We start from the raw sequence: 21,280 nt of genomic DNA, 5'->3' as shown, positions 1-21,280 counted from the left end.
AATTGCGGTTGCAAAGGTAGTGCTTTTTGTGGAATCTCAAAACGTTTTCTGCACTTTTTTTTAATCTCTTTCCGCGTTAACACGGCTATAATCCTAAGGGTAAACCAGTTACGTACCAAAAAACAAATAACAAAGTCCACAGAATAAGGACACTCACCGAATAAGCCCACGTATGCTTAAGCAGCAATCCGAAATTTGCCTGAGGCTGGTAATGCTGAATGTATGTAAGCACCAACGGTATGTAAAAAAGAAAAGGTGTGATGGCGTTGGTGGCACTGTCGCCTATACGAAAAGCGCACTGGGTGTACTCGGGGGCAATACCCAACTGTTGCAACACGGGAACAAAGATGAAAGCCATGAACGTCCACTTGGCGGTGGCCGACACCATAATTAAATTAATCACTGCCGTAAACAGAATGAAAAGAAGCAGAACTCCAAAACCGCCTACTTTGAGCGACAAAAGAAAATCGGCCCCGAGAATGGAGATGCATTTATCCAAACGGGAGTATTCCAGACAAGCAAACATCTGCGCGGCAAAGAATGCTATAACGAGGTACACACCCAGTAACTGCATAGGCTGCCCCAGACCTTGAATAACATCGGAATCTGTTTTATATTTACCGGATGCAAAGCCGTAAACCATACCCATCAGTCCGGCACCGAAAGACAATAGGAAGAGAATGCCCATGATAAAAGGAGAACGAATCAGCCCGCCATTGACGCTTCGCAGTATTCCCCACGGAGAAAAGGTGGCAAAAAGAATAACCAATATGTACAGCAGACCAATGAAAAAGGCGATATTCAGCGCTCTGCGCTCTTTGCGCGACAGCAGTTTATAGCTCTCTACGGGAACTTCGCCCTGATACTCTCCCAATTCAGGGAGTAATTTTCGTTGGGTGATGTAATAAATAATGCCCGCAATAAATAAAGTAGAAACGGACATAAAGTAGTAATTGCTCAAAGGTCCCACGTGTCCGCCATACGCTGCAACGGTCAACGCCGCATCTTGTGTGGTCGCTGCAACAAGCGGGTCGAGCGTGCTAAGCATGAAGTTGGCGCTGTAACCGCATGCCACCGAAACATAAGCAGTAATGATACCCGCCAACGGGTGAAGTCCCACGGAATGAAAAAGGGTTGCTGCAATGGGAAGTAGAATGATGTAACCGGCATCGCCCACCACATTCGACAGGATTCCCAGGAAGATAACCCAAAGGATGATGCGGCGCGGGCGACGGTGTTTGCGGATTCCCAAACGGATGCAAGCCGACAGGAAGCCTGAATGTTGTGCCACTCCCAAGCCAAACAGGGCAATGATAACCAAGCCCAGAGGGGCAAATCCGGTAAAGTTGGGAATAACGCTGCGCAGCATCCATCGCAAACTTTCAGGACTTAACAGACTCTGCACGCGGATCACCTCGTTTGTTTGCGGGTGCACCACGCTGAGTCCGTAGATGTCAGATATCCACGAAAGAAAAACGATGCCCAATGTAATCAGAAAGAACATTGTGGCGGGATGCGGCATTTTAATCCTACTCTTCATCGGCTTCCAAGTTATCAAGATCGAGAATGCGAAGTTCTAAAGCGCGAACAACTAATCGGGTGGCATTCACTCCTACTCTTTCACCTTCTGTAAACAGACGTGAGATCAAATCGTTTTGGCGCTTTTCGAGTGACTTCACACCAAAGGGCATTCCTTTTAATGAAGCAATCATTTCCTTGGTATAGCCCAATGCAAGATGTCTGAGGAAGCGTTCGTCGTATTCGTCAATATCATAACTGATGACAGCCTCCTGACGACGAGCGTCGTTCAAAACAGATTTCCGGAAACGATCAACTATCTTTTCAAGTATGGGGTAATTGAAAACGAGTTTCTTCCCGTCCATAACAGCTTGCACGTCTGTCTTGGTAAGTAGTTCGCCCGTTTTAAGAATGATACCGTCGGCCCCTGCATCGAGTACATCCACCCACAATTTTTCATTCAGTATCTCTCCGGTAAAAATGAGCACGCGAACCTGTGGGTAACGTTTGCAGATGTTGCGGCAAATGTCGACTCCAATGGTGGTCGATCCACCCAGTCCGAGGTCGAGCAGCACCATATCGGGTTGTTGTTTCTCTATCAAAGGCCAAAACTCGTTCTCGGTCATGGCTGTGCCTATTACTTCGGCATTCAGAATTTCGTGGCGAAAGATCTCTTCCGTGCCCTTTAACTCCAGTTTGACATCTTCAACTATAATCACTTTAAACTTTTTCTCTTCCATCTTTCGGGTCTTATTTAGGATGTAATTACTTTATTATTTTTCCGGGAATCGTGAAATAAACGGTAAAACCGCCTTCCGCACACGGTTCGGCATTAATGCGGCAACCGCGGCGAATGGCAAACTCATCGTGATCACGCACTATTTGTTTACACACCAGGTATTCCGTTCCTACCAGTTCTCCCTTACCGGCAGCGGTCATGCGCAGAAGATTAGGATAGAATAGCTGATTCAGTTCTTCCACCGTCTTTTCTCTTCTGGAGTCTGTAAACAGAAAACGGATGTAATCACCGTCGCTCACTGCTTTCAGGTGCAGAATGCCATCTTCGGGTACTGAGAAAGCCTCATCAATGAGGTTTTCGAGCAAGAAACACAGCAAATGTTTGTCACCCGTTACGCGAGCGTGTAAAACTTCGGTATGCAATTTCAGCTTAACTGATTGGTTTTTCGTAAGTCTACGGAAGTACTTCTCGGCATGCTGAAAGAGTTCTTCCACAGTAATGGTAGTACGCCGAAACGTTACTTCTTCGAGCTGACGGGAAGCACACTGACTCAAAATAGTGAAGATACTTTTGTAATAATCAATCAGTTCGGTAATGGTCTCAATACCTTCTTTTTCTTCTTCCGAATTCAGTGTCTGGCTGTTCAGCTTATCTATGATCTGCTTTATTTTGTTCGGGTAATAAATGGTTTCGTGCTTAATGGTCGACAAGCAGTTGTCGAGTACCATGTTTTGCACGTGCAATTGGTTGTCTTCCCAAGAAGCACGGCGCGCTTCTTCGTGTGCCGACTCAATGTCGCGATACCTCATGGCCAACTTCACGACTGCATTGAAAACGACAATGGCCACGTATCGGGCGATGAGTTCCACCAATACGAAATCGGCTTCTTGACGTTCAGGCTCCTGAATGAGCAAGGTCAATACCCCCACGCACTGCCTTTGACCCCCTACATCAACAATTAACGGCAAGGCCTGGATCTGCTCATCTTGCAAAGCAGCCTGTTGTTCAAAACATCGGTTCACCACGGCAGGAATCTCTTCAACGCGGGGATTGGCTGCATATTCCAACCGATGGGCCGTTTCATTATATACCGCAATGCCCATTCCGTTGACAGTCATCAGTTCATTCACCGCACTAAAAGCATCGTCCACAATGCGCTGCGGAATTTCCTTCAGGGTTTCTTCCTCACGAAGCAGCACTTCCGAAGATTCTTGCGATCGCAACAAGGAAGCAGCAAAAACAGTTTTGTTAATCTCCAGTACTTGCTCCAGGTTTAAACGATTAATGAGTCTCTTACGCACATAGATGATGTAATAGCCGATGAGAAGTGAGGCCAGCAAAAACAAACAGAGAATAACACCTACGTATTTATTGGTTGTTGAACGTTCTAGCTGACGACAATATTCTTCAAGCGACTGGTCTTCGCCCAACAGTTTATACAAAGCTGTGTAGGCTGCATTGTTATAGGTGTATTCGTTCCACCGCTTCAGTGCCAGCAAAGACACGGAGGCTTCGTTTCGAATATCGAGTATCACGTGAAAGTCACTATCGAAATAGGTATTCCACCACTCAATTTCAGCTGGCGATTTGGTGTCGTACAACTTGATGTACCGGCGTGGGAAACGGGAGTATTTGGCATAATGCCGGTTCAACCGGTTCATGGCCGAGTCAACATATTGTAAAGCCAGTTTGTAGTCTTCAATGACGTTGCAATAATAAGCTGTATCGGCAAAGAGAGAGGCTTCGTTCAACAGCTCCTCGTAATCTTGCTGTACCGGAATCTCTACTTTTCTCTCCAATCGGTACCTGGAAGTTACTTTGTTCACGGGAGCTTTATCGGGACTGCATGCCACAAAGGCAAACGATGACAGGAACAGCAGTAAAACACCCACTATTTTTCGGATGCCCAACGGTAGGCGGAAAAAGAATCGGCTACCTTTGCCCGGCTCACTCTCAACGCTAAACAGGCATACTTTAAAGACGTCATTGGTCTTACGGTATTTTTCAATAATGCCTTTGCAGTTCATCAGGCCGAAGCCACTGCCTTTATTTTGTTTTAACTCTTCCACATCCGAAGAGGCATTATCAATCCCTATGGCTTTAGAGTCATACACCTTTTCGCCCAATATACGCTGAACATCGGCCTCCGTAAGTCCACGGCCGTTATCCTTTATAGAGATTTCCACATACTCTCCGGTAATGGTGGCAAACACTTGTATGCTACCTTCCTGAGGTGTATATTTTCGGGCATTCTCTGTAAGTGTGTTAATCATGAAAAGCGTAAGCGCCTTATCTGCCTTCACGGTAACACGGGCAGGAAGCACCTCAAAATGTTGCTTTTTCATCTCAAAGGTTTTACGCCCCTTCGCCACGATGGAGAAAAGTTCATCAAGCTCAAAGTTCTCAATGTTTAAGCTCAGGCTTCCTTGCTTCAGTTTGATCCAAAGCGCCAGAATATCATTGTACTCATTGATGGTTGTCACCAGCTCATCCACATACTCGTACTTTCTTCTTTTAATTTCAGCATCGTGCATGAAACCTTTCTCCGTTAGTTTATGCACCTCGTTTATGATGCGGTCAATGTATGGTGTTATACCGTTGACAATGGCCAGACACGATTTTTTAATCATGTTTTGCCGTTTATTGGTTGCAATGTGTTGCTCGTAAACATACCGCTGTTTTTCCAACTGACGTTGCTCTTCTCCCAAAGAAATAAACGTAATTCCGTTGTCCAACGTCCAGGCAATATAAGGAGTGATGACGCTAACCAAAGCGAGTTCATCCTTGCTGAGTTTCTGCTTTGTAGTAATAGTAACGGTTCCAATAGGTTCTTCCTTATCGGGGACATACAAAGGAAACGCTGAACAGATGAGAGACTGGTCTTCATGGGCCTCCTCTTCGGCCGATTCCTCCTCTCCCTTCAGTTGTACTTTAATAGATGTTGCTCCCAAAAGTTCCTGCAAATCGGGCAGAATGGCTTCCGATATGGTTTCAACAATATCATCTTCATCCGTCACATCGGAAGGGATGGAGGCCGTTATTTTTTGGCAAATATCCAGTGTCAGCTTCAGTCGGGCCAGATGCATCAGGTTCCTGTTCCGCGAACGGCTATTAAAGATGGCAAACAAACCCACCACCAGAAACAATCCCGCCAGTACCAACAACATAATCACATTGAGCTGCGCCGATTCCTTTTCAAGAGAAGCGTAACGACTTTCAAACTGTTTGTCCTGCCGCGTGTACTCCAATATATCCAGGTACACATTGCGGTTGTAATCCGAAGGAATCTTCATTCCCAGTCCGGCATAACTCACACTCAACTGTTCCCTGATTCGCGATATCCATTCGGGTACAGTCTTCACTTTTTTCTTGCTTAGCCAACTTAACTCGGTGTAAAGCGTATCCTTGTCAACAAAAGGCTCCAGCTTATCAATCTGATTCGATTGATGGTGCCGGTTATAATAAAGTTCGTGGTGCTTATTTACACAATCCAGTGCTTTCGACAAGGTATCAATCGCTTCCTGATAACGGTTATGCGTATTCAGGAAACGGCCTATGGTAACGTAAGCAGCTGCGGTTTGGTAAAGGTCATTGTAACGTCGGAACTTATCGAGAGAAATCTGCGCCATTTTCAACGGTAACAATGAATCGACAGGTAGCCCCAACTGCTTGAGCGCATGGAAACGTCTGTTCTTTAAGAATTCGTAATTATCCGGATTAGCCATCAGGTTAGCCATACCCTGAATGCCGTTCGCTTCAAAATAAATGCTCTTTTCCTTCACGGCCAGTCGCCAGGAAGTATATAGTTCATCGAACTCATGCAAGCGTTTTACCTCTGCTGTTTCACCATCACACAAAGAAGCTGCTCCTTTTATATAATGATAGTATAAAAGCTGGTTGTTATCACCCGCTAAATCTGTCAGCGGATCAATCTGGTTAATGGCGTAATAGGCTTCTTGCTGCTGCTGAAGGTAATAATAGTAGATAGCCGATACTATGTAGAATTCGGAATAAGCATACCTCAGGCGCGCTATCTCGTGTCGGTCAACAAACAAGTTCTTATCTTCATCAATGCGCTTCATGCGTTTCAACGCACTATTTCGATAGTCATAAAACTCTTTATTCATGGCTGTGCGCTGATAAATCTTCATCAGGCCAATGTCTGCAATCAGCAATTCGAGCTCATTCTTTGTTAAATCGTAAACCTCCTGATTCAAGTGTTCCGCCTTATCAAAATCCATTTTCATGAAAGAGTAGAAAGCTAGGTTGTTACACGCCTCGGCCTTTCCTAAATGATAAAGTTGAGCAGACTGATAAGCTTTTTGTGCCACATTATACAAAGAATCGAGGTTTCTGTAGTGATAAAAATAAGCTTGCCGGTTCAAAGAATCAACCAACCTTATTTCCTTTGTCGGTGCGGTTCCCATACAAGAGAAAAAGCACGACACGCTAATCACACATAAGAGTATAAGAGGTAAACGATGTTTCATTCTGTATAAATGAGTATTCAGGAAAGCAAATCTACTATTTTTTCTATAGAAAGCAGTTCTTTTTTATAGTTTTATTATCAACTTAACAGATTGAAAGAATAAAGCGCATCGGAAATAAAAAATATTTTTTCTACAATAAGTCTTTTAGATTGAACGGAGAATTCATACCTTTGCGTGCAAATTAATCAATAGGTTCAACTATTACAATAATGAGCGAAAAATCACCTTTTATGGTTTTCTCGGGAACCAACTCGAGATACCTGGCAGAGAAAATCTGCGCTAGCCTTGGTTGCACCCTTGGAAATATGAACATCACCCACTTTGCTGACGGTGAATTTGCAGTTTCATACGAGGAATCAATCCGTGGGTCCAATGTCTTCCTGGTACAATCAACCTATCCTAACTCTGATAACCTGATGGAGTTATTGCTGATGATTGACGCAGCCAAAAGAGCTTCAGCCAAAAACGTAGTCGCAGTTATTCCCTACTTCGGTTGGGCCCGTCAGGACAGAAAAGACAAACCACGCGTTTCCATAGGTGCCAAATTAGTGGCCGATCTGTTATCGGTTGCAGGCATTGACCGCCTGATCACTATGGACTTACACGCCGATCAAATTCAGGGCTTCTTCAACATTCCGGTTGATCACCTTTACGCTTCAGCCGTTTTTCTTCCCTACATTCAATCACTTAATCTTGAAAATCTTGTTATTGCAACACCTGATGTGGGTGGTTCAAAAAGAGCAAGTACATTCTCCAAATACTTGGGAGTACCATTGGTTCTTTGCAACAAGTCACGCGTAAAAGCCAATGAGGTTGCTACGATGCAGATTATTGGTGATGTGGAAGGTAAGAATGTTGTCTTGATTGACGATATTGTTGATACGGCAGGTACCATTACCAAGGCAGCTAACATCATGCTCGAAGCCGGAGCCCAATCAGTAAGAGCCATTGCCAGCCATTGTGTAATGTCCGACCCAGCTTCTACTCGTGTACAAGATTCAGCGCTGACAGAAATGGTTTTCACCGACAGTATTCCATACTGCAAAAATAGTACGAAAGTAAAACAGTTAAGCATTGCTGATATGTTTGCCGAAACCATTCGCCGCGTGCTCAACAACGAATCAATCAGTTCACAATACATCATTTAAAGACTGATCTTTCTCATATATGGCAAGAGCCGCTCCCCCTTACCGGAGAGCGGCTCTTCTAGTAAAAACACTATAATAATAGACACACTAATTAAAGACCTGTAAGATACCAGATGTCATGGTAATAAGGGAACACCCAGTTGGACTGCGAGAAGCAAAGAATAATTGTCAGCAAGCTCACTACCCAAAGAATCAGCAACGTTATTTTAAGTCCGGGAATCATGGGCTGCCAGTTGAATATAACTCTCAAAATGCCGTAAAGCAAACTGGCCAATGGTATTCCAACCAATATAATTCCGGCAATACTGGCTACAATGACAATTAACGGAGATGCTGAAATCATATTCCAGTCCAGAGAAGGAAGCAATTCATAAATAATGGCACTGCCACCGGCTAAAGTAGCAATGGCTCCAATGATAAGCCCCACAAATACAAATGAGAGTACCAGCAATACCGGACTAAATATCAAGGCAAGTATAACCAGAAAGACTTTTGAAAGTAAACTAAACAAATGCACCATTCCGTCAACCAACCTTGTCATAAAGTCTTTAGGCTTTTCTGATTTGATGTATGAATTGACTCCATCGGCCATCTTCTCAAAACCATCGGTTACCGTCTTTCCTATATTCTCCATGTTAACCTCTTCGCCCCGCATACTTAGTTTCTCGGCAGCAGTAGTTGCTTCGGGAATCACAATCCAGCACACAATGTAAACCGGAATTAAGGTGCCAACCCCAAAAATCAAAAGCAAAATAACGATTAAACGAAGAGCACTCACGTTCACCTTTAAATAAGCAGCTATACCTCCCAATACACCACCTACCACTTTGTCGTCGGGGTTACGGAACAAGCGTCGGCGAGGTGAGCCCGACTCCTGCGAATAGGTTTCATGATGATAACCGCCATGTTCCGAAGAACCCTCCTGCTTAGAAGGTTCCTCGTCGGAAAGATCTTCCGGCTTTCCCATACGATGTATCACTTCTTCGGCATCTATTAAGGTTATCACCTGTTGTCCCTTGCTTATTTTCTCAGAAAACAATTCGGAAATTCTATTCTCAATATCGTTTACAATCTCTTCCGCACCTTCCTGTTTGCGAAAGTGGTGCTTTAAATTCATCAAATAATTGTCAAGCAACCTGTAGGCATCTTCGTCAATATGAAAAACGGTTCCACCTAAATTAACAGTCAATGTTTTTTTCATTGTTTTATGGGTTTTATCTGATTATATATTTGCCAAATGATTCACCGTTTCGTTTAACTCCTTCCACGATGCCTCGAGTTCACTCAAAAAAGCTTCTCCTTTTTCAGTTATCTGATAATATTTACGGGGAGGTCCTTGTGTAGACTCTACCCACTCATAGCTCAACAAATCATCATTCTTTAAACGAGTCAGCAAAGGATAAAGAGTTCCTTCCACAACAATCAGCCTCGCTTCTTTTAATCTTTGTATAATATCCGAGGCATACGACTGTTCCTTGTGCAGCAGCAACATAATGCAATATTCCAGCATTCCCTTTCGCATTTGCGATTTCACATTGTCTACATTCATACTTCTTTCTTTAAAACAATGCAAATATATGTATTGCATTAGTACCTTGTATTACAAAGTACTATAATTTCACTTTAATTAACCATAAAACAGTCATTTAAGGTCTCGATTCGAAGAATTATGCTTATTTTCGCATCAAAGAATAAAGTTCAACGATATGTTTACTATACGACAAGCACAAGCGGACGACTGCCTGTTAATCAATCAGTTAGCAGCCAAAGTTTTCCCTGCCACTTACAAAGACATACTTTCTCAGGAACAGTTGGAGTATATGTTTGATTGGATGTACGCTCCGCAAAACATTCGCAAACAAATGGAAGAAGGACATGTATACTTCATTGCTTATGAAGAATGTGAGCCCTGTGGATACCTGTCCGTACAGCAAGAGGAGGAAAATCTGTTTCATCTGCAAAAAATATATGTTCTTCCTGCTTTTCAGAAAGCACATGCAGGTAACTATCTTTTCCACGAAGCGATTAAATACATAAAGAAGGTGCATCCGGCACCATGCAGAATGGAACTGAATGTAAACCGTAACAACAAAGCGGTTGGCTTTTATGAGCGAATGGGGATGAAAATTGCACGCGAAGGCGACTTCCACATTGGCAACGGTTATTATATGAATGATTACATCATGGCTATTGAACTATAGCGAGGCTAGCTGCGTTGCCTGTTTGATGCGGTCGGCCAAACCGATGCCGTCACGCAGACTGCCGGCTAAAACCAATCCGGCATACTTCTTTTCCAACTGACATACAGTATTCAGTCGCTGCTCCGTATCAGCCTGGTATTGCGGAATAGCTCTGGGATGCGGAAATATATGTATTTTATCGGGTGCCGTACCTAACGGATATCCCAGCATGCGATGCAACGCATCTGTAACTATAGCAACCATCTCTTCTTCGGGTAAGTTCACCCATTCAGGATGTCTCATTCCTCCGATGAAAAAAGAAAGAGAGGCTGCACCAAGAGGCGCCCGGTCGTCATAGCACGATGAGTTGAATAAAACACCTAATATCTTTTCATGTTCGCAAGAAGGCACCAGTCCGCCGAAAGCCTGCGGTATTAAACTACCATTGTACATCCCAACGCCAACCTGAACTACGGGAGCATAAACCAGCGACGTTATCGGATGCAATTCCTTTTCTTCCATGAAGGGAAATAGTTCCGGCAAAGCATAAGCGGGTACCGTACTAATCAGTCGTGGAGTAAAATAAGATTCGCCGGTAGCCGGTAAAACGACTTTCCAACCATTCTCAACCGGTTCAATTTGTATCTTTCCGGCACCTAAGCGGAGGTGTTTCGGGGTAATTCGGGTTTCCAGCGTTGATACCAGATTCTTAAAACCTCCTTTCACTGAGAATATTTCTTTGGATATTCCTTGCTTTCTTTCTTCCGCAAGCACCGGATGCCGTTTGATAGCCCCACGAATAAAACTTCCGTAATGATGTTCCAGGTTGTACAACTTAGGCATGGCAAAACGGGTGACCAATGTCTCGGGATCACCGGCATAAATACCGGAAATAAAAGGATCGACTGCGTAGTTTAAAAAGGATTTTCCAAGCCTGCGGCGGGTCAACGAGGCAATACTCTCGAAAGGATCATTTCCCTTCGGACGAAAAGGTTCAAATAAGATGCGCATCTTATCATGCCATGAAAACAAGGAGGTTGTCACCGCGTCAGCCAATCCGGAAGGTAGCGGACAAAACCGTCCGTTTTTCCATATCAATCGCACTTTTGACTCTTTTCTGGCGGTTTGCAACGTACACTCATCTCCTAATTGGTTGAAAAGATCGAGTACATCTTTATTGGCCACCACGCCTGTGTTAGGTCCCGATTCAAAAAGAAAACCGTCATCATTCACCGTACACAGTTGTCCGCCCGCTCTGGTATTTTTTTCAATCAGCAAAACGTTTACCCCTTTCTCCTTCAACAAGAAAGTAGTAACCAGTCCCGTTATACCGGCTCCAATAACAATCACATCCACATTTGTATCCATACACATTCTTTATCAGATCAGACAGGTTTTGAAAATGATTTCTCAGATCCGCCACGCATTAACGGATCAAACACAGCCGCCACATTCCTTATAAATAAAGTGCCGGACTCCGTAATGGATATTTCCTCAGGCGAATAGGTAATTAAACCGTCATCGGCCATTTCTTCTAGTTTATGACGATCAAAAGCCAATCTATCCATTATTTCATCTACAGGCATTCCAATGTGCAGCGACAGCTCCTTCCAGTTTAAGCGGTTGTTGCACATGAAAGTCGTTATGACCTCACGAGCCAGTTGTTCCTGTTCATTCAAAACATATCCGCGCATAACCGGTAGTTCACCTTGCGATGCCTTGTCAATATACTCTTGCACGCCCCTTATGTTCTGACTATAGGCTGCTGCCAGCTGACTGATGGCTGTTACGCCGAAAGCGTACACCTGACCGGTGGTAGCCCTCGTGCAATACCCCTGAAAGTTTCTGTGTAACAATCCATTTTGTAAGGCCACATGAAGCGAATCATCCGGCCGCACAAAGTGGTCGAGCCCTACGGGCACGTATCCTCTCTCACTCAAGCTAGCCGCGGCACGTCTGTACATATTACTTTTTTCTTCCGCTTCCGGCAGTCCCGCTTTTTCGAGCTTCAACATGTCTTTATTCACCCAAGGCACATGAGCATAAGAAAAGGTAACCAACCTGTCGGGCCTCAACGAAGCAGCCTGCCTGATTGTCTCTTCAAAGCCGGCAGCCGTTTGTCCCGGCAAACCATAAATGAAATCAAGGTTTATAGAGACATCATGTTCACGCAATAATTCAAAAATACGTGCAGGAGGTAACAGAGAACCCTTGCGGTTAGCAGTGCGCAGCACCTCTTCCTTAAAATCCTGTATGCCTATGCTACACCGGTTAAAACCGGCTTCAACCAATTGCAGCCAATGTTTCTCATTCAAATAGCCCGGGTGACATTCTATTGCAATTTCCGGCTCATCTATGCAGCGAAAAGAAGAAAGGAAAAGCTCGTTAATCTCTTTAAGGTAATGCAACGGGATAGCTGTAGGCGTACCTCCTCCATAATGAATCTGGGCAATCTTACGCGATTTATCCAGCAAAGGTAATATGGTTTTTATTTCTGTTTTCAGTGCCTCCACGTATGCATCCACCACGCTGCGTTTTTCCATGGCATACGAGTTGCATCCACAGTAATAACACAAACGCGGACAAAAAGGGATGTGTACATAAAACGAAATATGCCGGGGGTCTTTTTCGTTAGAGGCCATAACAGCCTCTCTGAAATCTTCGGCACCAAATTGTTCGTGAAAATAATTGGCCGGCGGATAACTGGTGTACCGGGGTGTCGGTACATTATATTTAGCTAATAAATCAGTACTCATCTTCCGGATATCTTTTTAAAGTAAAACCATACATAAAACAAAGAAGCAAAAGCTAAAGCCGCTTCGGCTACAAATAACACCGTGTAGCCAGATAAATCAGCCAGTTTACCACTACCAACAGCAACCAGCATGCTGCTCAGGTGAAGCACAACTATCTGAAGAGTGAAGTCGGTACCTTCTCGTCCCACACGTACGTAATCCATGGCAATGGTGTAAACCAGTACGGTTGATAATCCGTAAGTAGCCCACAAACAAAAAATACCGATGCAAAGGTTCAACGTGGTCAGCAATCCCCAATAGGAAAGTATCACAAAGTAAATCGCAGTAACAAAAACACAGCTCGCATAAATCACAGCGGCCTTTCCCCTGCCCCATTTGCGGATGATGTTTCCGCTGAAATACGAACCCAGGCAGCCACACAAAGAGCCGAACACACTGAACATGACACCAATGTGCGCCATCGGATAATGCAAATCGACCAACCAGGGCTTCAGCATGGAAAGAATTCCAATAAGACCGGAATTAAATAAAATAAGAAAAGTCAGTTGCGGAACAATGCGACGCTGGCGAAAAAACAGAAGCAAATCTTTCATACCGATGGGCACCCTGCCCGCGCGCGACACAAAGTTAGCATCTCTGTAGTAAAACAAAGGCACGAGCATAAACAGTACAAAGACCGACAAGCCCAGCAGCATGGCCGTCCACCCAATATATTTATAGAGGATCAACAGCAATCCCCCTCCTAGAAGTGATCCGGTAAAATTCCCCATACTTTGCATGCTGTTTCCCCTGCTCCTTTCCTTTCTATTAAAAGAAAGTGCAGTCATGGCATCCGTGGCAATATCTTGTGTCCCTGATGCTATAAACGAAAGGATTATCAAGGTCAGCACCAACCAAAAATCGGCTTTCAAATCAAGAAAGGCCAGCATCAGAATCAGGAAAGCGTAGACAATTTCCGACGAGAATATCCAGCTTTTATACGTATTCAGTCCCGAAGTCTTCCTATCAACCAGCGGCGCCCATAAGAATTTAACGATCCACGGCAATTTTATGAATTGAAGCATACCGATGGCAGTCAGCGAAAAATTATCTTGCCGCATCAACACCGGTAATAAAGTACTGAACAGGCTCATCGGTACAGATTGCGCTATATAGAGAGAAAAAAAAGTAAAAAGCTTACTAAACTGTTTTTCGGCCATTATCAAACGTTGCAATTATAGGGTAAATGATATTGTTGTTCCAAAGGTAAGAGGTTTTCCCTTTTGAGCAAAATATTTTCCCGAAGTCTGAAAGAAATAAGCCATATATTCTTTTGATGCAGCATTCTTTATCCATAAATCTACCGTCAGGTTTCTTTTCACGGCAGACAGCTTTCCATTTAAAATACCGTAGAATCCCTGACGCACATCATTGCTGTCATTCCAATAATGCCTGCCTGTAGCTGTGTACTGAGCCGAAAAAATCAAGCGGTCCACATAACGGGCACTGAGGTTCCACGTATAATCTCCGCCCAACATCAATGTTTGTTGCGGCACATAAGGAATGTAATTACCTGAATAATCAGCATCGCCATACTGATATTCGCGGAATTTGGCCTCGGTATAACCGTAAGTGAATTGCAAATTCAACATATCTGCCGGACGAGCATTCAGTGACAGTTCCACTCCTTTGCTATATGATTTGCCGGCATTGGTCAACATAGATCCCGTTTTATTGGCAACAGCATGTGAAATTTGTTGGTTCCTCCAATCAATATAAAACAAAGCCAAGTCGCCATAAAGTCTGTTGTTAAAAGCCGAAAAGCGTCCGCCCACTTCATAATTCCAGCTATATTCCGGTGAATAAGTACGTTCATCTTCCGTGCTGAATGAAATATTAAATCCACCGGTTTTATAACCGCGGGTAGTAGTTGCATATATCATGTTTGATGCGTCAAACTGATATTGAAGAGAAACCTTAGGGGTAAATTGGGTAAAGCTTTCGCTATCGTTCAATCGGGTAGTCTGTTCTTTCTGATCGGCCGACAGTTTCCAGACAATGTAATCTTGTTTGGCTTTCTCATAGTCAAAACGTGCACCCACTGTCAACGACAGTTTTTTCAGCAAAAAGTCCTTCAAGGTAGACTGGTGATAGGCAGCCAGTCCGTAGGAAGGCTCATCATAATCCTTCTGAGTAGTGTACAACACCATGCGTTTACCCGTTTGGTAAAAGCCGAAAAGTCCGTTCAACCATGTAAAACGCTTGCCGTCTTTGGAGCGCATTTCGAGTTCTTGTGAAAACTGATTCTGTTTTTGAGTTTGTATCACAAAAGCCTTTGCCTCTGCTGTAAAATCCTGATCAATGGCCTGCCTGTCATCCAGATTTTGATAACCCGTTACTGATTTCAACACAAAATCATCAAAGGAATAACTCATGGAAAGTCCACTGGTAAGCACCCCTTGCCTGTATGAACTGTATGCGTTGTAATTCACATCACTAATCTGTCCGGTTGTGTTATCCAGTAACCCATAAGGATATCCTCCTTGATCCGTATATTCATAGTTGACTGAAAAAACGCCATCCCATCCCGACTCCGTTTTCCACTGAATCTTTCCTTTGGTCGATATCTGATTGAGATTATCAGCCTCACTGCCGGTATATGCGTTGACGAAAAAGCCATCATTGTGTTTGTAGCGAGACGAAACGGCATAACCTACCCGGTCAGACAGTTTGCCGTAATAGCTTCCTGAAAACTGAGTCTGCCCGTAGTTGCCTACCATCTGTTTGTATGTCAGTCCTTGATAATCGAGTGGATTCTTGGTATATACATTGATAATCCCTCCCATGGTATTTCGTCCGTAAAGCGTGCCTTGAGGCCCCCTTAACACTTCCACCCTATTCACTTCATTCATATCAAAATCAAAAACCGATTTATCAAAGAAAGGAATGCCGTCAACATAAAGTCCTACCGAAGGAGTCAGCTTGGAACCGATTCCGCGAATGTATATAGGAGAAGTCAGTTTTGAGCCGTAATCGGGTAAAAACAGATTGGGTATATACGAACTCAATTCCTTAAAATCGACCAAATTCTTTTTGTTCAGATCACCCAAAGAAATTAAAGAGATGGAAGCCGGAACTTCACGTAAAGTCTTTTTTTCTTTATAAGAAGTAACCACTACTTCATCCAGCATGACCGACTTACGCGACGTGGAATCGGGCACCGTCACGGCTGCCAATAGATAGCTAGGAAACACCAAAGCTCCTAAAAATGCATATACTTTCATCCTTTTCATCATTTTGCTGCAAAATTAAGGAGTTACAATTAAACTGACAATCCTCATTAATGAGGATTTAGAAAAAAATGAGGCCACCTAAAATTAAGGTGACCCCACTCTTTTTATTTATTTGTGTGGTTTATTTCGCCACTCTCTCAAGCCATTTAAGCATGATAAACATTGTTATCATCGAGAGGCTACATGCAACCACAAATACGGTCCAAGTAAGCCAAATAGGAATTGATTCGTAAAGCACAGCACCAATAAACAACAGCTGATTACCAATAGCAGTTGCGCCTAACCATCCACCTTGCATAACTCCCTGATACTTGGGAGGAGCTACTTTAGAAACAAAAGAAATACCTAGCGGAGAGATATACAACTCAGCAACGGTAAGTATCAGATAGGTCAGCATTAATAAGAATGGAGTTACCTTAACAGACGAAGACCCTAAAGTAATGATGTCTTTATGCAAAGGTAGATTTGACATGTAAGAACCTACTGCCATGACAACAAAGGCCAAAGCCGCAATACCCATACCAATGGCAATCTTCTTAGGCGTTGAAGGCTCCTTGCCTAGTTTGCGTTGTGCAGCAAAAACTCCCATAACAATAGGTGTTAAGAATACCACGAAGAATGGATTCAATGTTTGAAAGAGTTCAGCTGAAATACTCATACCAAAGAGGTTGAGATCTGTGTATTCTTTTGCAAAGTAGGTCAATGTCAAGCCATTCTGGTGGAAAGAGAACCAGAAGAAAATAACCACACCAAACACAGCAAACAGTGCATACATACGTTGTTTCACTTCCTTTGCATCCATCTCAATCACACCGGCATCATTCTGCTGTGCTTTCTTACCGCTAGGATCGGGGAAGGTTCTCTTATTAACAATATATATAGTCAAAGATAACAACATAGCTAAAATAGCAATTGCAAATGCATAGTGAAAACCGGTAGTAAACACATTCAGATAATCAGCAGCGAAAACAGACATATCAGTTACCGGGTTCACAGAGACTTCGGCAGATAATTTTGTCATCAAATCACTGGCCTCAGGAGATAAAGTTCCGGCTAAATGTCCGTGACAAAGAGATGGAAGATCTGCATTGTACGAATAACCATGCTTGTCCAACCACCAGCCACGAATACCCACAGCTGCAATAGGAGCAAAAATAGCACCAATATTGATAAACATGTAGAACAATGAAAAGCCTGAATCCCTCATGCTGGAGTATGTAGGGTTGTCATACATCTGCCCTACCAAAGCCTGAAGGTTTCCTTTGAACAATCCGTTACCAAAGGCTATAACCAGCAGTCCCAGACAAGTAATAACCAAAAACAATGTTTTATCAGAAACTGGTGTAGGTGTGGGAACGGCCAACATGAAATAACCGACTGCCATGACAACCAGACCTGTTAGAATCGTGCCTTTGTAGTTACGTGTTTTATCAGCTATGAGACCTCCTACAAATGCTAGGATGTAGATAGAGAAATAAAAAACTGAGTAAATAAGCCCCGCATCTTTGCCATTCAAGCCGAACTTCGCCTGAAGGAAAAGAACCAGGATTGCCATCATGGTATAAAAACCAAAACGCTCACCCAAGTTAGCCAGGGCAGCAGATAATAAGCCTTTGGGATGTTTGTCCATCATAAATTATAAATTTTGAATTAATATATTCTCTCTGAAATACGAATTATATCATATTTAGTGCAAATATATACTTTTTGGCATATTATTCCTAAAAAAGCGTGCAAACTTCCGCCTTTACAAGTCTTATTAACTCATTCGGATCGATTTTTATCTGCAATCCGCGCTGGCCCGCACTTACATAGATAAAAGGATAGTTAATGCATGTATGGTGAATGTAGGTGGGAAAATGCTTTTTCATCCCCACGGGCGAACAGGCACCGCGTATGTAACCGGTTGTGGGAAGCAATTCTTTCATGGGAATCATGTCACAGCTCTTATTACCGGACACCTTAGCGGCCAGCTTCAGGTTCACTTCCTCGTCACCGGGAATAACACAAACAAAATGTCCCGTTTTATCTCCTCGCAATACCAATGTTTTAAAAACCTGATTGATGTCTTCTCCCAAGCTTGCGGCTACGTGCACCGCACTCAGATCACTCTCGTCAACTTCATAAGGAATCAATTCATAATTCACTTTCTCCTTATCGAGCAGGCGCGCCGCATTTGTTTTATTTATCTTCATGTTTTCAACTCATTACATTCCCAGTTCTTCTTTCAAAAAACGAGGCGTATATCCTTTGGTGCAGCGGGCTACCTCTTCGGGAGTACCGCAGCTTAAAAGTTCTCCACCGCCTTTTCCGCCTTCGGGTCCCATGTCGATGATGTAGTCGGCCATCTTAATCACATCCAGGTTATGCTCAATAACAATGACGGTATTCCCCTTGTCGACCAGTTTATTTAAAACACCCATGAGCACACGAATATCTTCAAAGTGTAATCCGGTGGTAGGTTCATCGAGTATGTACACAGTCTTTCCGGTGTCTCGCTTAGATAATTCGGTAGCCAACTTCACGCGCTGACTTTCGCCACCCGATAAGGTAGTCGACGATTGTCCCAGTTTGATGTAACCCAGCCCCACGTCTTGAATCACCTTGATCTTATTCAAAATCTGAGGCACATTTTCAAAGAACTCCACTGCACGGTTAATGGTCATATCAAGCACATCGGCAATTGATTTTCCTTTGAAACGAACCTCCAGTGTTTCTCTGTTGTATCGTTTGCCATGACAGACTTCACAAGGAACATATACATCGGGAAGGAAATTCATTTCAATGGTTTTATACCCGTTACCGGAACAGGCTTCACAACGGCCTCCCGACACGTTAAATGAAAAACGACCCGGTTTATAACCACGTATTTTGGCTTCCGGTAAACCGACAAACAGGTTTCTTATATCTGAAAATACACCGGTATAAGTAGCCGGATTGGAGCGAGGTGTACGTCCTAAAGGCGACTGATCCACATTGACCACTTTGTCTATGTGTTCCAATCCTTCTATCGATTCATATTCCAACGGATCCTGAAGAGAATGATAGAATTTCTGCGAAAGAATAGGCTGCAAGGTTTCATTAATCAAAGTCGACTTGCCACTTCCCGATACTCCCGTAACACAAATCAGTTTGCCCAAAGGAAACTCAACCGTCACATTTTTGAGATTGTTTCCGCGTGCTCCTTTGAGCCACAATGACTTTCCATTTCCTTTTCTTCGTTGTGCAGGGACCTCAATCTGCGTTTTTCCATTGAGGTATCTGGAAGTCAACGTATCTGTTTCAAGCATCTTCTGAGGCGTACCCGAAAAGACAACCTCTCCTCCCAGCCGACCGGCTTTGGGTCCCATATCAATCACATAATCGGCAGCCAACATCATATCTTTGTCGTGCTCAACCACAATAACCGAGTTCCCGATATCCCGCAGCTCCTTGAGCGAACGAATCAAACGAAGGTTATCACGTTGATGAAGTCCGATACTGGGCTCATCGAGAATATACAATACATTCACCAGTTGCGAACCAATTTGTGTGGCCAGACGAATGCGCTGACTCTCACCGCCCGAGAGACTCACCGAGCTTCTGTTGAGCGACAAATACTCCAGTCCCACATCAAGCAAAAATTTCAAGCGGGTACGAATCTCTTTTAAGATTTCAACGGCTATCTTCTTCTGCTGTTCACCCAAGTGATCTTCTACATGTTCTAACCACTCGTAAAGTTCGGATATATCCATTGAAGCAAGCTCCATAATATTCTTATCGTGAAAGCGGAAGTGCAAGGCTTCTTTGTTCAAACGGGCTCCCTTACATTCGGGGCAAACGGTTGTGCGGGCAAATTGTTCCGCCCATTTCTGTGCCGTAGCCGACGAGTCTTTGTCTTGCAACATCTGGATATACTTCACCACTCCTTCGTAAGTTGTGAAATAGTCGGACGATGTGCCAATGAGCGAGCTTTTTATTTTAATGCGGTCGTCAGAACCATTCAAGATTTCATCGATTGCCTCATCGGGCAATTCAGACACAGGTGTTTTTAAATCAGCATCATATTTCTCCAGCAAAGCAGCTATCTGCCAAAAGATCATGGAGTTCTTGTGCTTACCGAGCGGGGTAATGGCACCGTCATGAATAGAAAGTTTTCGATCAGGAATTACCTTTTCAATATCGATTTGATTCACAACCCCCAGTCCTTTGCACTTGGGACAAGCGCCTTGCGGAGAGTTGAAAGAGAAGTTGTGCGGAGCCGGTTCCTTATAAGACAACCCGGTAACCGGACACATCAACCGCTTGCTGTAATGCCGTATGTTTTCGTTTTGAAGATCAAGCAACATCAATAAACCATCACCTTGACGCATAGCTGTGGCAATGCTCTGTTTCAAGCGTTTATCGTCCTTGTCGCCCACAATCAGCTTATCAATAACCACCTCAATGTCGTGATTCTTATACCGATCGAGCTTCATACCGTGCGTAATCTCACGCACCTCACCGTCAACACGCACATATAAATAGCCCTTCTTGCGGATCTGCTCAAAAAGTTCTTTGTAATGTCCTTTTCGTGTACGCACCAACGGAGCCAGAATGTATATTTTCTTGGCTTTATAATCTTTCAGAATCAGATCTGTAATCTGTTCCTCAGTGTATTTCACCATCCGTTCACCCGAATAATACGAATAAGCCTCACCGGCTCTGGCATACAGCAAACGAAGGTAGTCGTATATCTCCGTGGTAGTGCCCACAGTAGAACGGGGGTTCTTATTGGTGGTTTTCTGTTCGATAGAGATTACCGGACTCAATCCCGTTATCTTATCTACATCCGGCCGCTCCAGATTTCCCAAAAAGTTACGCGCATAAGCGGAGAACGTTTCAATATACCGGCGTTGTCCTTCAGCAAAGACGGTGTCAAATGCCAAAGATGATTTTCCACTACCACTCAATCCGGTAATAACAGTCAAACTGTCGCGGGGAATTTCTGCATCAATGTTTTTGAGATTATGGACACGAGCTCCATAGACATTTATATATTCTTTTTCTTGCATCTTTCTACTTAAAATATAATACCTGCAAAAATAATGCTTCCTGATGAAAAATAGTTTTAAAAAATGCTTTATTATTTTCTTAACTCATTATGTTGTGCAAATACATGACATTTTTAGTACCTTTGCATTTGGATAGCCATTGGC

14 protein-coding genes are annotated in these 21,280 nt (G+C 43.5%); 2 read left to right on the top strand and 12 right to left on the bottom strand.

Going from position 1 to position 21,280, the window contains the following annotated elements; genetic code table 11:
* Window positions 1–85 precede the first annotated feature (85 nt).
* The 3 genes from ACKPCE_RS10025 to ACKPCE_RS10015 are packed head-to-tail and all read right to left on the bottom strand — an operon-like array spanning window position 86 to window position 6,747.
* Window positions 86–1,540, bottom strand: coding sequence for an AbgT family transporter (locus ACKPCE_RS10025; RefSeq protein WP_034782251.1), 1,455 nt, complete (start codon window positions 1,538–1,540; stop codon window positions 86–88).
* Window positions 1,530–2,258: a DUF5932 domain-containing protein gene (locus ACKPCE_RS10020; RefSeq protein ID WP_024997428.1), complete on the bottom strand. Its 729-nt coding sequence runs from the start codon at window positions 2,256–2,258 to the stop codon at window positions 1,530–1,532. Before ACKPCE_RS10020 ends, ACKPCE_RS10025 begins: the two co-directional genes overlap by 11 nt.
* Window positions 2,259–2,283: 25 nt before the next feature.
* Entirely contained in the window at window positions 2,284–6,747 is a 4,464-nt protein-coding gene (locus ACKPCE_RS10015) for a DUF5113 domain-containing protein (RefSeq protein ID WP_319505059.1), read from the bottom strand.
* Window positions 6,748–6,956: 209 nt separating this feature from the next.
* On the opposite strand from ACKPCE_RS10015, the gene ACKPCE_RS10010 reads away from it, so the two are divergent.
* Window positions 6,957–7,895 carry a ribose-phosphate pyrophosphokinase gene (locus ACKPCE_RS10010; RefSeq protein ID WP_276965126.1) on the top strand — a complete coding sequence of 313 codons (939 nt, stop codon included), beginning with the start codon at window positions 6,957–6,959 and terminating at the stop codon, window positions 7,893–7,895.
* 91 nt (window positions 7,896–7,986) lie between these two features.
* On the opposite strand, the gene ACKPCE_RS10005 is transcribed toward ACKPCE_RS10010, so the two are convergent.
* Together ACKPCE_RS10005 and ACKPCE_RS10000 are read right to left on the bottom strand one after the other, a co-directional pair.
* Entirely contained in the window at window positions 7,987–9,096 is a 1,110-nt protein-coding gene (locus tag ACKPCE_RS10005) for a PspC domain-containing protein (protein ID WP_319505058.1), read from the bottom strand.
* Between the two features lie 21 nt (window positions 9,097–9,117).
* Window positions 9,118–9,444 (bottom strand): PadR family transcriptional regulator, encoded by a 327-nt coding sequence (locus ACKPCE_RS10000; RefSeq protein ID WP_024997424.1) that lies wholly within the window; start codon window positions 9,442–9,444, stop codon window positions 9,118–9,120.
* A gap of 157 nt (window positions 9,445–9,601) precedes the next feature.
* On the opposite strand from ACKPCE_RS10000, the gene ACKPCE_RS09995 reads away from it, so the two are divergent.
* The gene (locus ACKPCE_RS09995) at window positions 9,602–10,096 is read left to right on the top strand and encodes a GNAT family N-acetyltransferase (protein ID WP_319505057.1); all 495 of its coding nucleotides are present in this window, start codon (window positions 9,602–9,604) and stop codon (window positions 10,094–10,096) included.
* On the opposite strand, the gene hemG is transcribed toward ACKPCE_RS09995, so the two are convergent.
* From hemG to uvrA, 7 genes are all read right to left on the bottom strand, one after another.
* A complete protein-coding gene (gene hemG, locus ACKPCE_RS09990) occupies window positions 10,091–11,443 on the bottom strand; it encodes a protoporphyrinogen oxidase (protein WP_319505056.1) in 1,353 nt (450 codons plus the stop codon). The two genes, ACKPCE_RS09995 and hemG, sit on opposite strands and share 6 nt — an antisense overlap.
* Before the next feature lie 17 nt (window positions 11,444–11,460).
* Window positions 11,461–12,831 carry an oxygen-independent coproporphyrinogen III oxidase gene (gene hemN / locus ACKPCE_RS09985; RefSeq protein ID WP_319505055.1) on the bottom strand — a complete coding sequence of 457 codons (1,371 nt, stop codon included), beginning with the start codon at window positions 12,829–12,831 and terminating at the stop codon, window positions 11,461–11,463.
* The gene (locus ACKPCE_RS09980) at window positions 12,828–14,030 is read right to left on the bottom strand and encodes an MFS transporter (RefSeq protein WP_319505054.1); all 1,203 of its coding nucleotides are present in this window, start codon (window positions 14,028–14,030) and stop codon (window positions 12,828–12,830) included. Before ACKPCE_RS09980 ends, hemN begins: the two co-directional genes overlap by 4 nt.
* A 15-nt stretch (window positions 14,031–14,045) precedes the next feature.
* Window positions 14,046–16,106 carry a TonB-dependent receptor gene (locus ACKPCE_RS09975; protein WP_319505053.1) on the bottom strand — a complete coding sequence of 687 codons (2,061 nt, stop codon included), beginning with the start codon at window positions 16,104–16,106 and terminating at the stop codon, window positions 14,046–14,048.
* 118 nt (window positions 16,107–16,224) lie between these two features.
* Entirely contained in the window at window positions 16,225–17,736 is a 1,512-nt protein-coding gene (locus ACKPCE_RS09970; protein WP_319505052.1) for a peptide MFS transporter, read from the bottom strand.
* Window positions 17,737–17,824: 88 nt separating this feature from the next.
* The gene (ybaK, locus tag ACKPCE_RS09965) at window positions 17,825–18,298 is read right to left on the bottom strand and encodes a Cys-tRNA(Pro) deacylase (protein WP_319505051.1); all 474 of its coding nucleotides are present in this window, start codon (window positions 18,296–18,298) and stop codon (window positions 17,825–17,827) included.
* Window positions 18,299–18,310: 12 nt separating this feature from the next.
* The gene (uvrA, locus tag ACKPCE_RS09960) at window positions 18,311–21,136 is read right to left on the bottom strand and encodes an excinuclease ABC subunit UvrA (protein ID WP_319505050.1); all 2,826 of its coding nucleotides are present in this window, start codon (window positions 21,134–21,136) and stop codon (window positions 18,311–18,313) included.
* Between the last annotated feature and the right edge of the window lie 144 nt (window positions 21,137–21,280).

The organism is Bacteroides graminisolvens (assembly GCF_963666085.1).
Taxonomy (GTDB): domain Bacteria; phylum Bacteroidota; class Bacteroidia; order Bacteroidales; family Bacteroidaceae; genus Bacteroides; species Bacteroides graminisolvens.
This window is presented reverse-complemented; position numbering and strand designations above follow the sequence as displayed.

Coding starts and splice junctions, on each gene's coding strand:
- ACKPCE_RS09980 (WP_319505054.1), bottom strand. CDS start 14,030: ATGGCCGAAAAACAGTTTAGTAAGCTTTTTACTTTTTTTTCTCTCTAT.
- ACKPCE_RS09975 (WP_319505053.1), bottom strand. CDS start 16,106: ATGATGAAAAGGATGAAAGTATATGCATTTTTAGGAGCTTTGGTGTTT.
- ACKPCE_RS10000 (WP_024997424.1), bottom strand. CDS start 9,444: ATGAATGTAGACAATGTGAAATCGCAAATGCGAAAGGGAATGCTGGAA.
- ACKPCE_RS10025 (WP_034782251.1), bottom strand. CDS start 1,540: ATGAAGAGTAGGATTAAAATGCCGCATCCCGCCACAATGTTCTTTCTG.
- ACKPCE_RS09970 (WP_319505052.1), bottom strand. CDS start 17,736: ATGATGGACAAACATCCCAAAGGCTTATTATCTGCTGCCCTGGCTAAC.
- ACKPCE_RS10005 (WP_319505058.1), bottom strand. CDS start 9,096: ATGAAAAAAACATTGACTGTTAATTTAGGTGGAACCGTTTTTCATATT.
- hemG (WP_319505056.1), bottom strand. CDS start 11,443: ATGGATACAAATGTGGATGTGATTGTTATTGGAGCCGGTATAACGGGA.
- ACKPCE_RS09995 (WP_319505057.1), top strand. CDS start 9,602: ATGTTTACTATACGACAAGCACAAGCGGACGACTGCCTGTTAATCAAT.
- hemN (WP_319505055.1), bottom strand. CDS start 12,831: ATGAGTACTGATTTATTAGCTAAATATAATGTACCGACACCCCGGTAC.
- ACKPCE_RS10010 (WP_276965126.1), top strand. CDS start 6,957: ATGAGCGAAAAATCACCTTTTATGGTTTTCTCGGGAACCAACTCGAGA.
- ybaK (WP_319505051.1), bottom strand. CDS start 18,298: ATGAAGATAAATAAAACAAATGCGGCGCGCCTGCTCGATAAGGAGAAA.
- uvrA (WP_319505050.1), bottom strand. CDS start 21,136: ATGCAAGAAAAAGAATATATAAATGTCTATGGAGCTCGTGTCCATAAT.
- ACKPCE_RS10015 (WP_319505059.1), bottom strand. CDS start 6,747: ATGAAACATCGTTTACCTCTTATACTCTTATGTGTGATTAGCGTGTCG.
- ACKPCE_RS10020 (WP_024997428.1), bottom strand. CDS start 2,258: ATGGAAGAGAAAAAGTTTAAAGTGATTATAGTTGAAGATGTCAAACTG.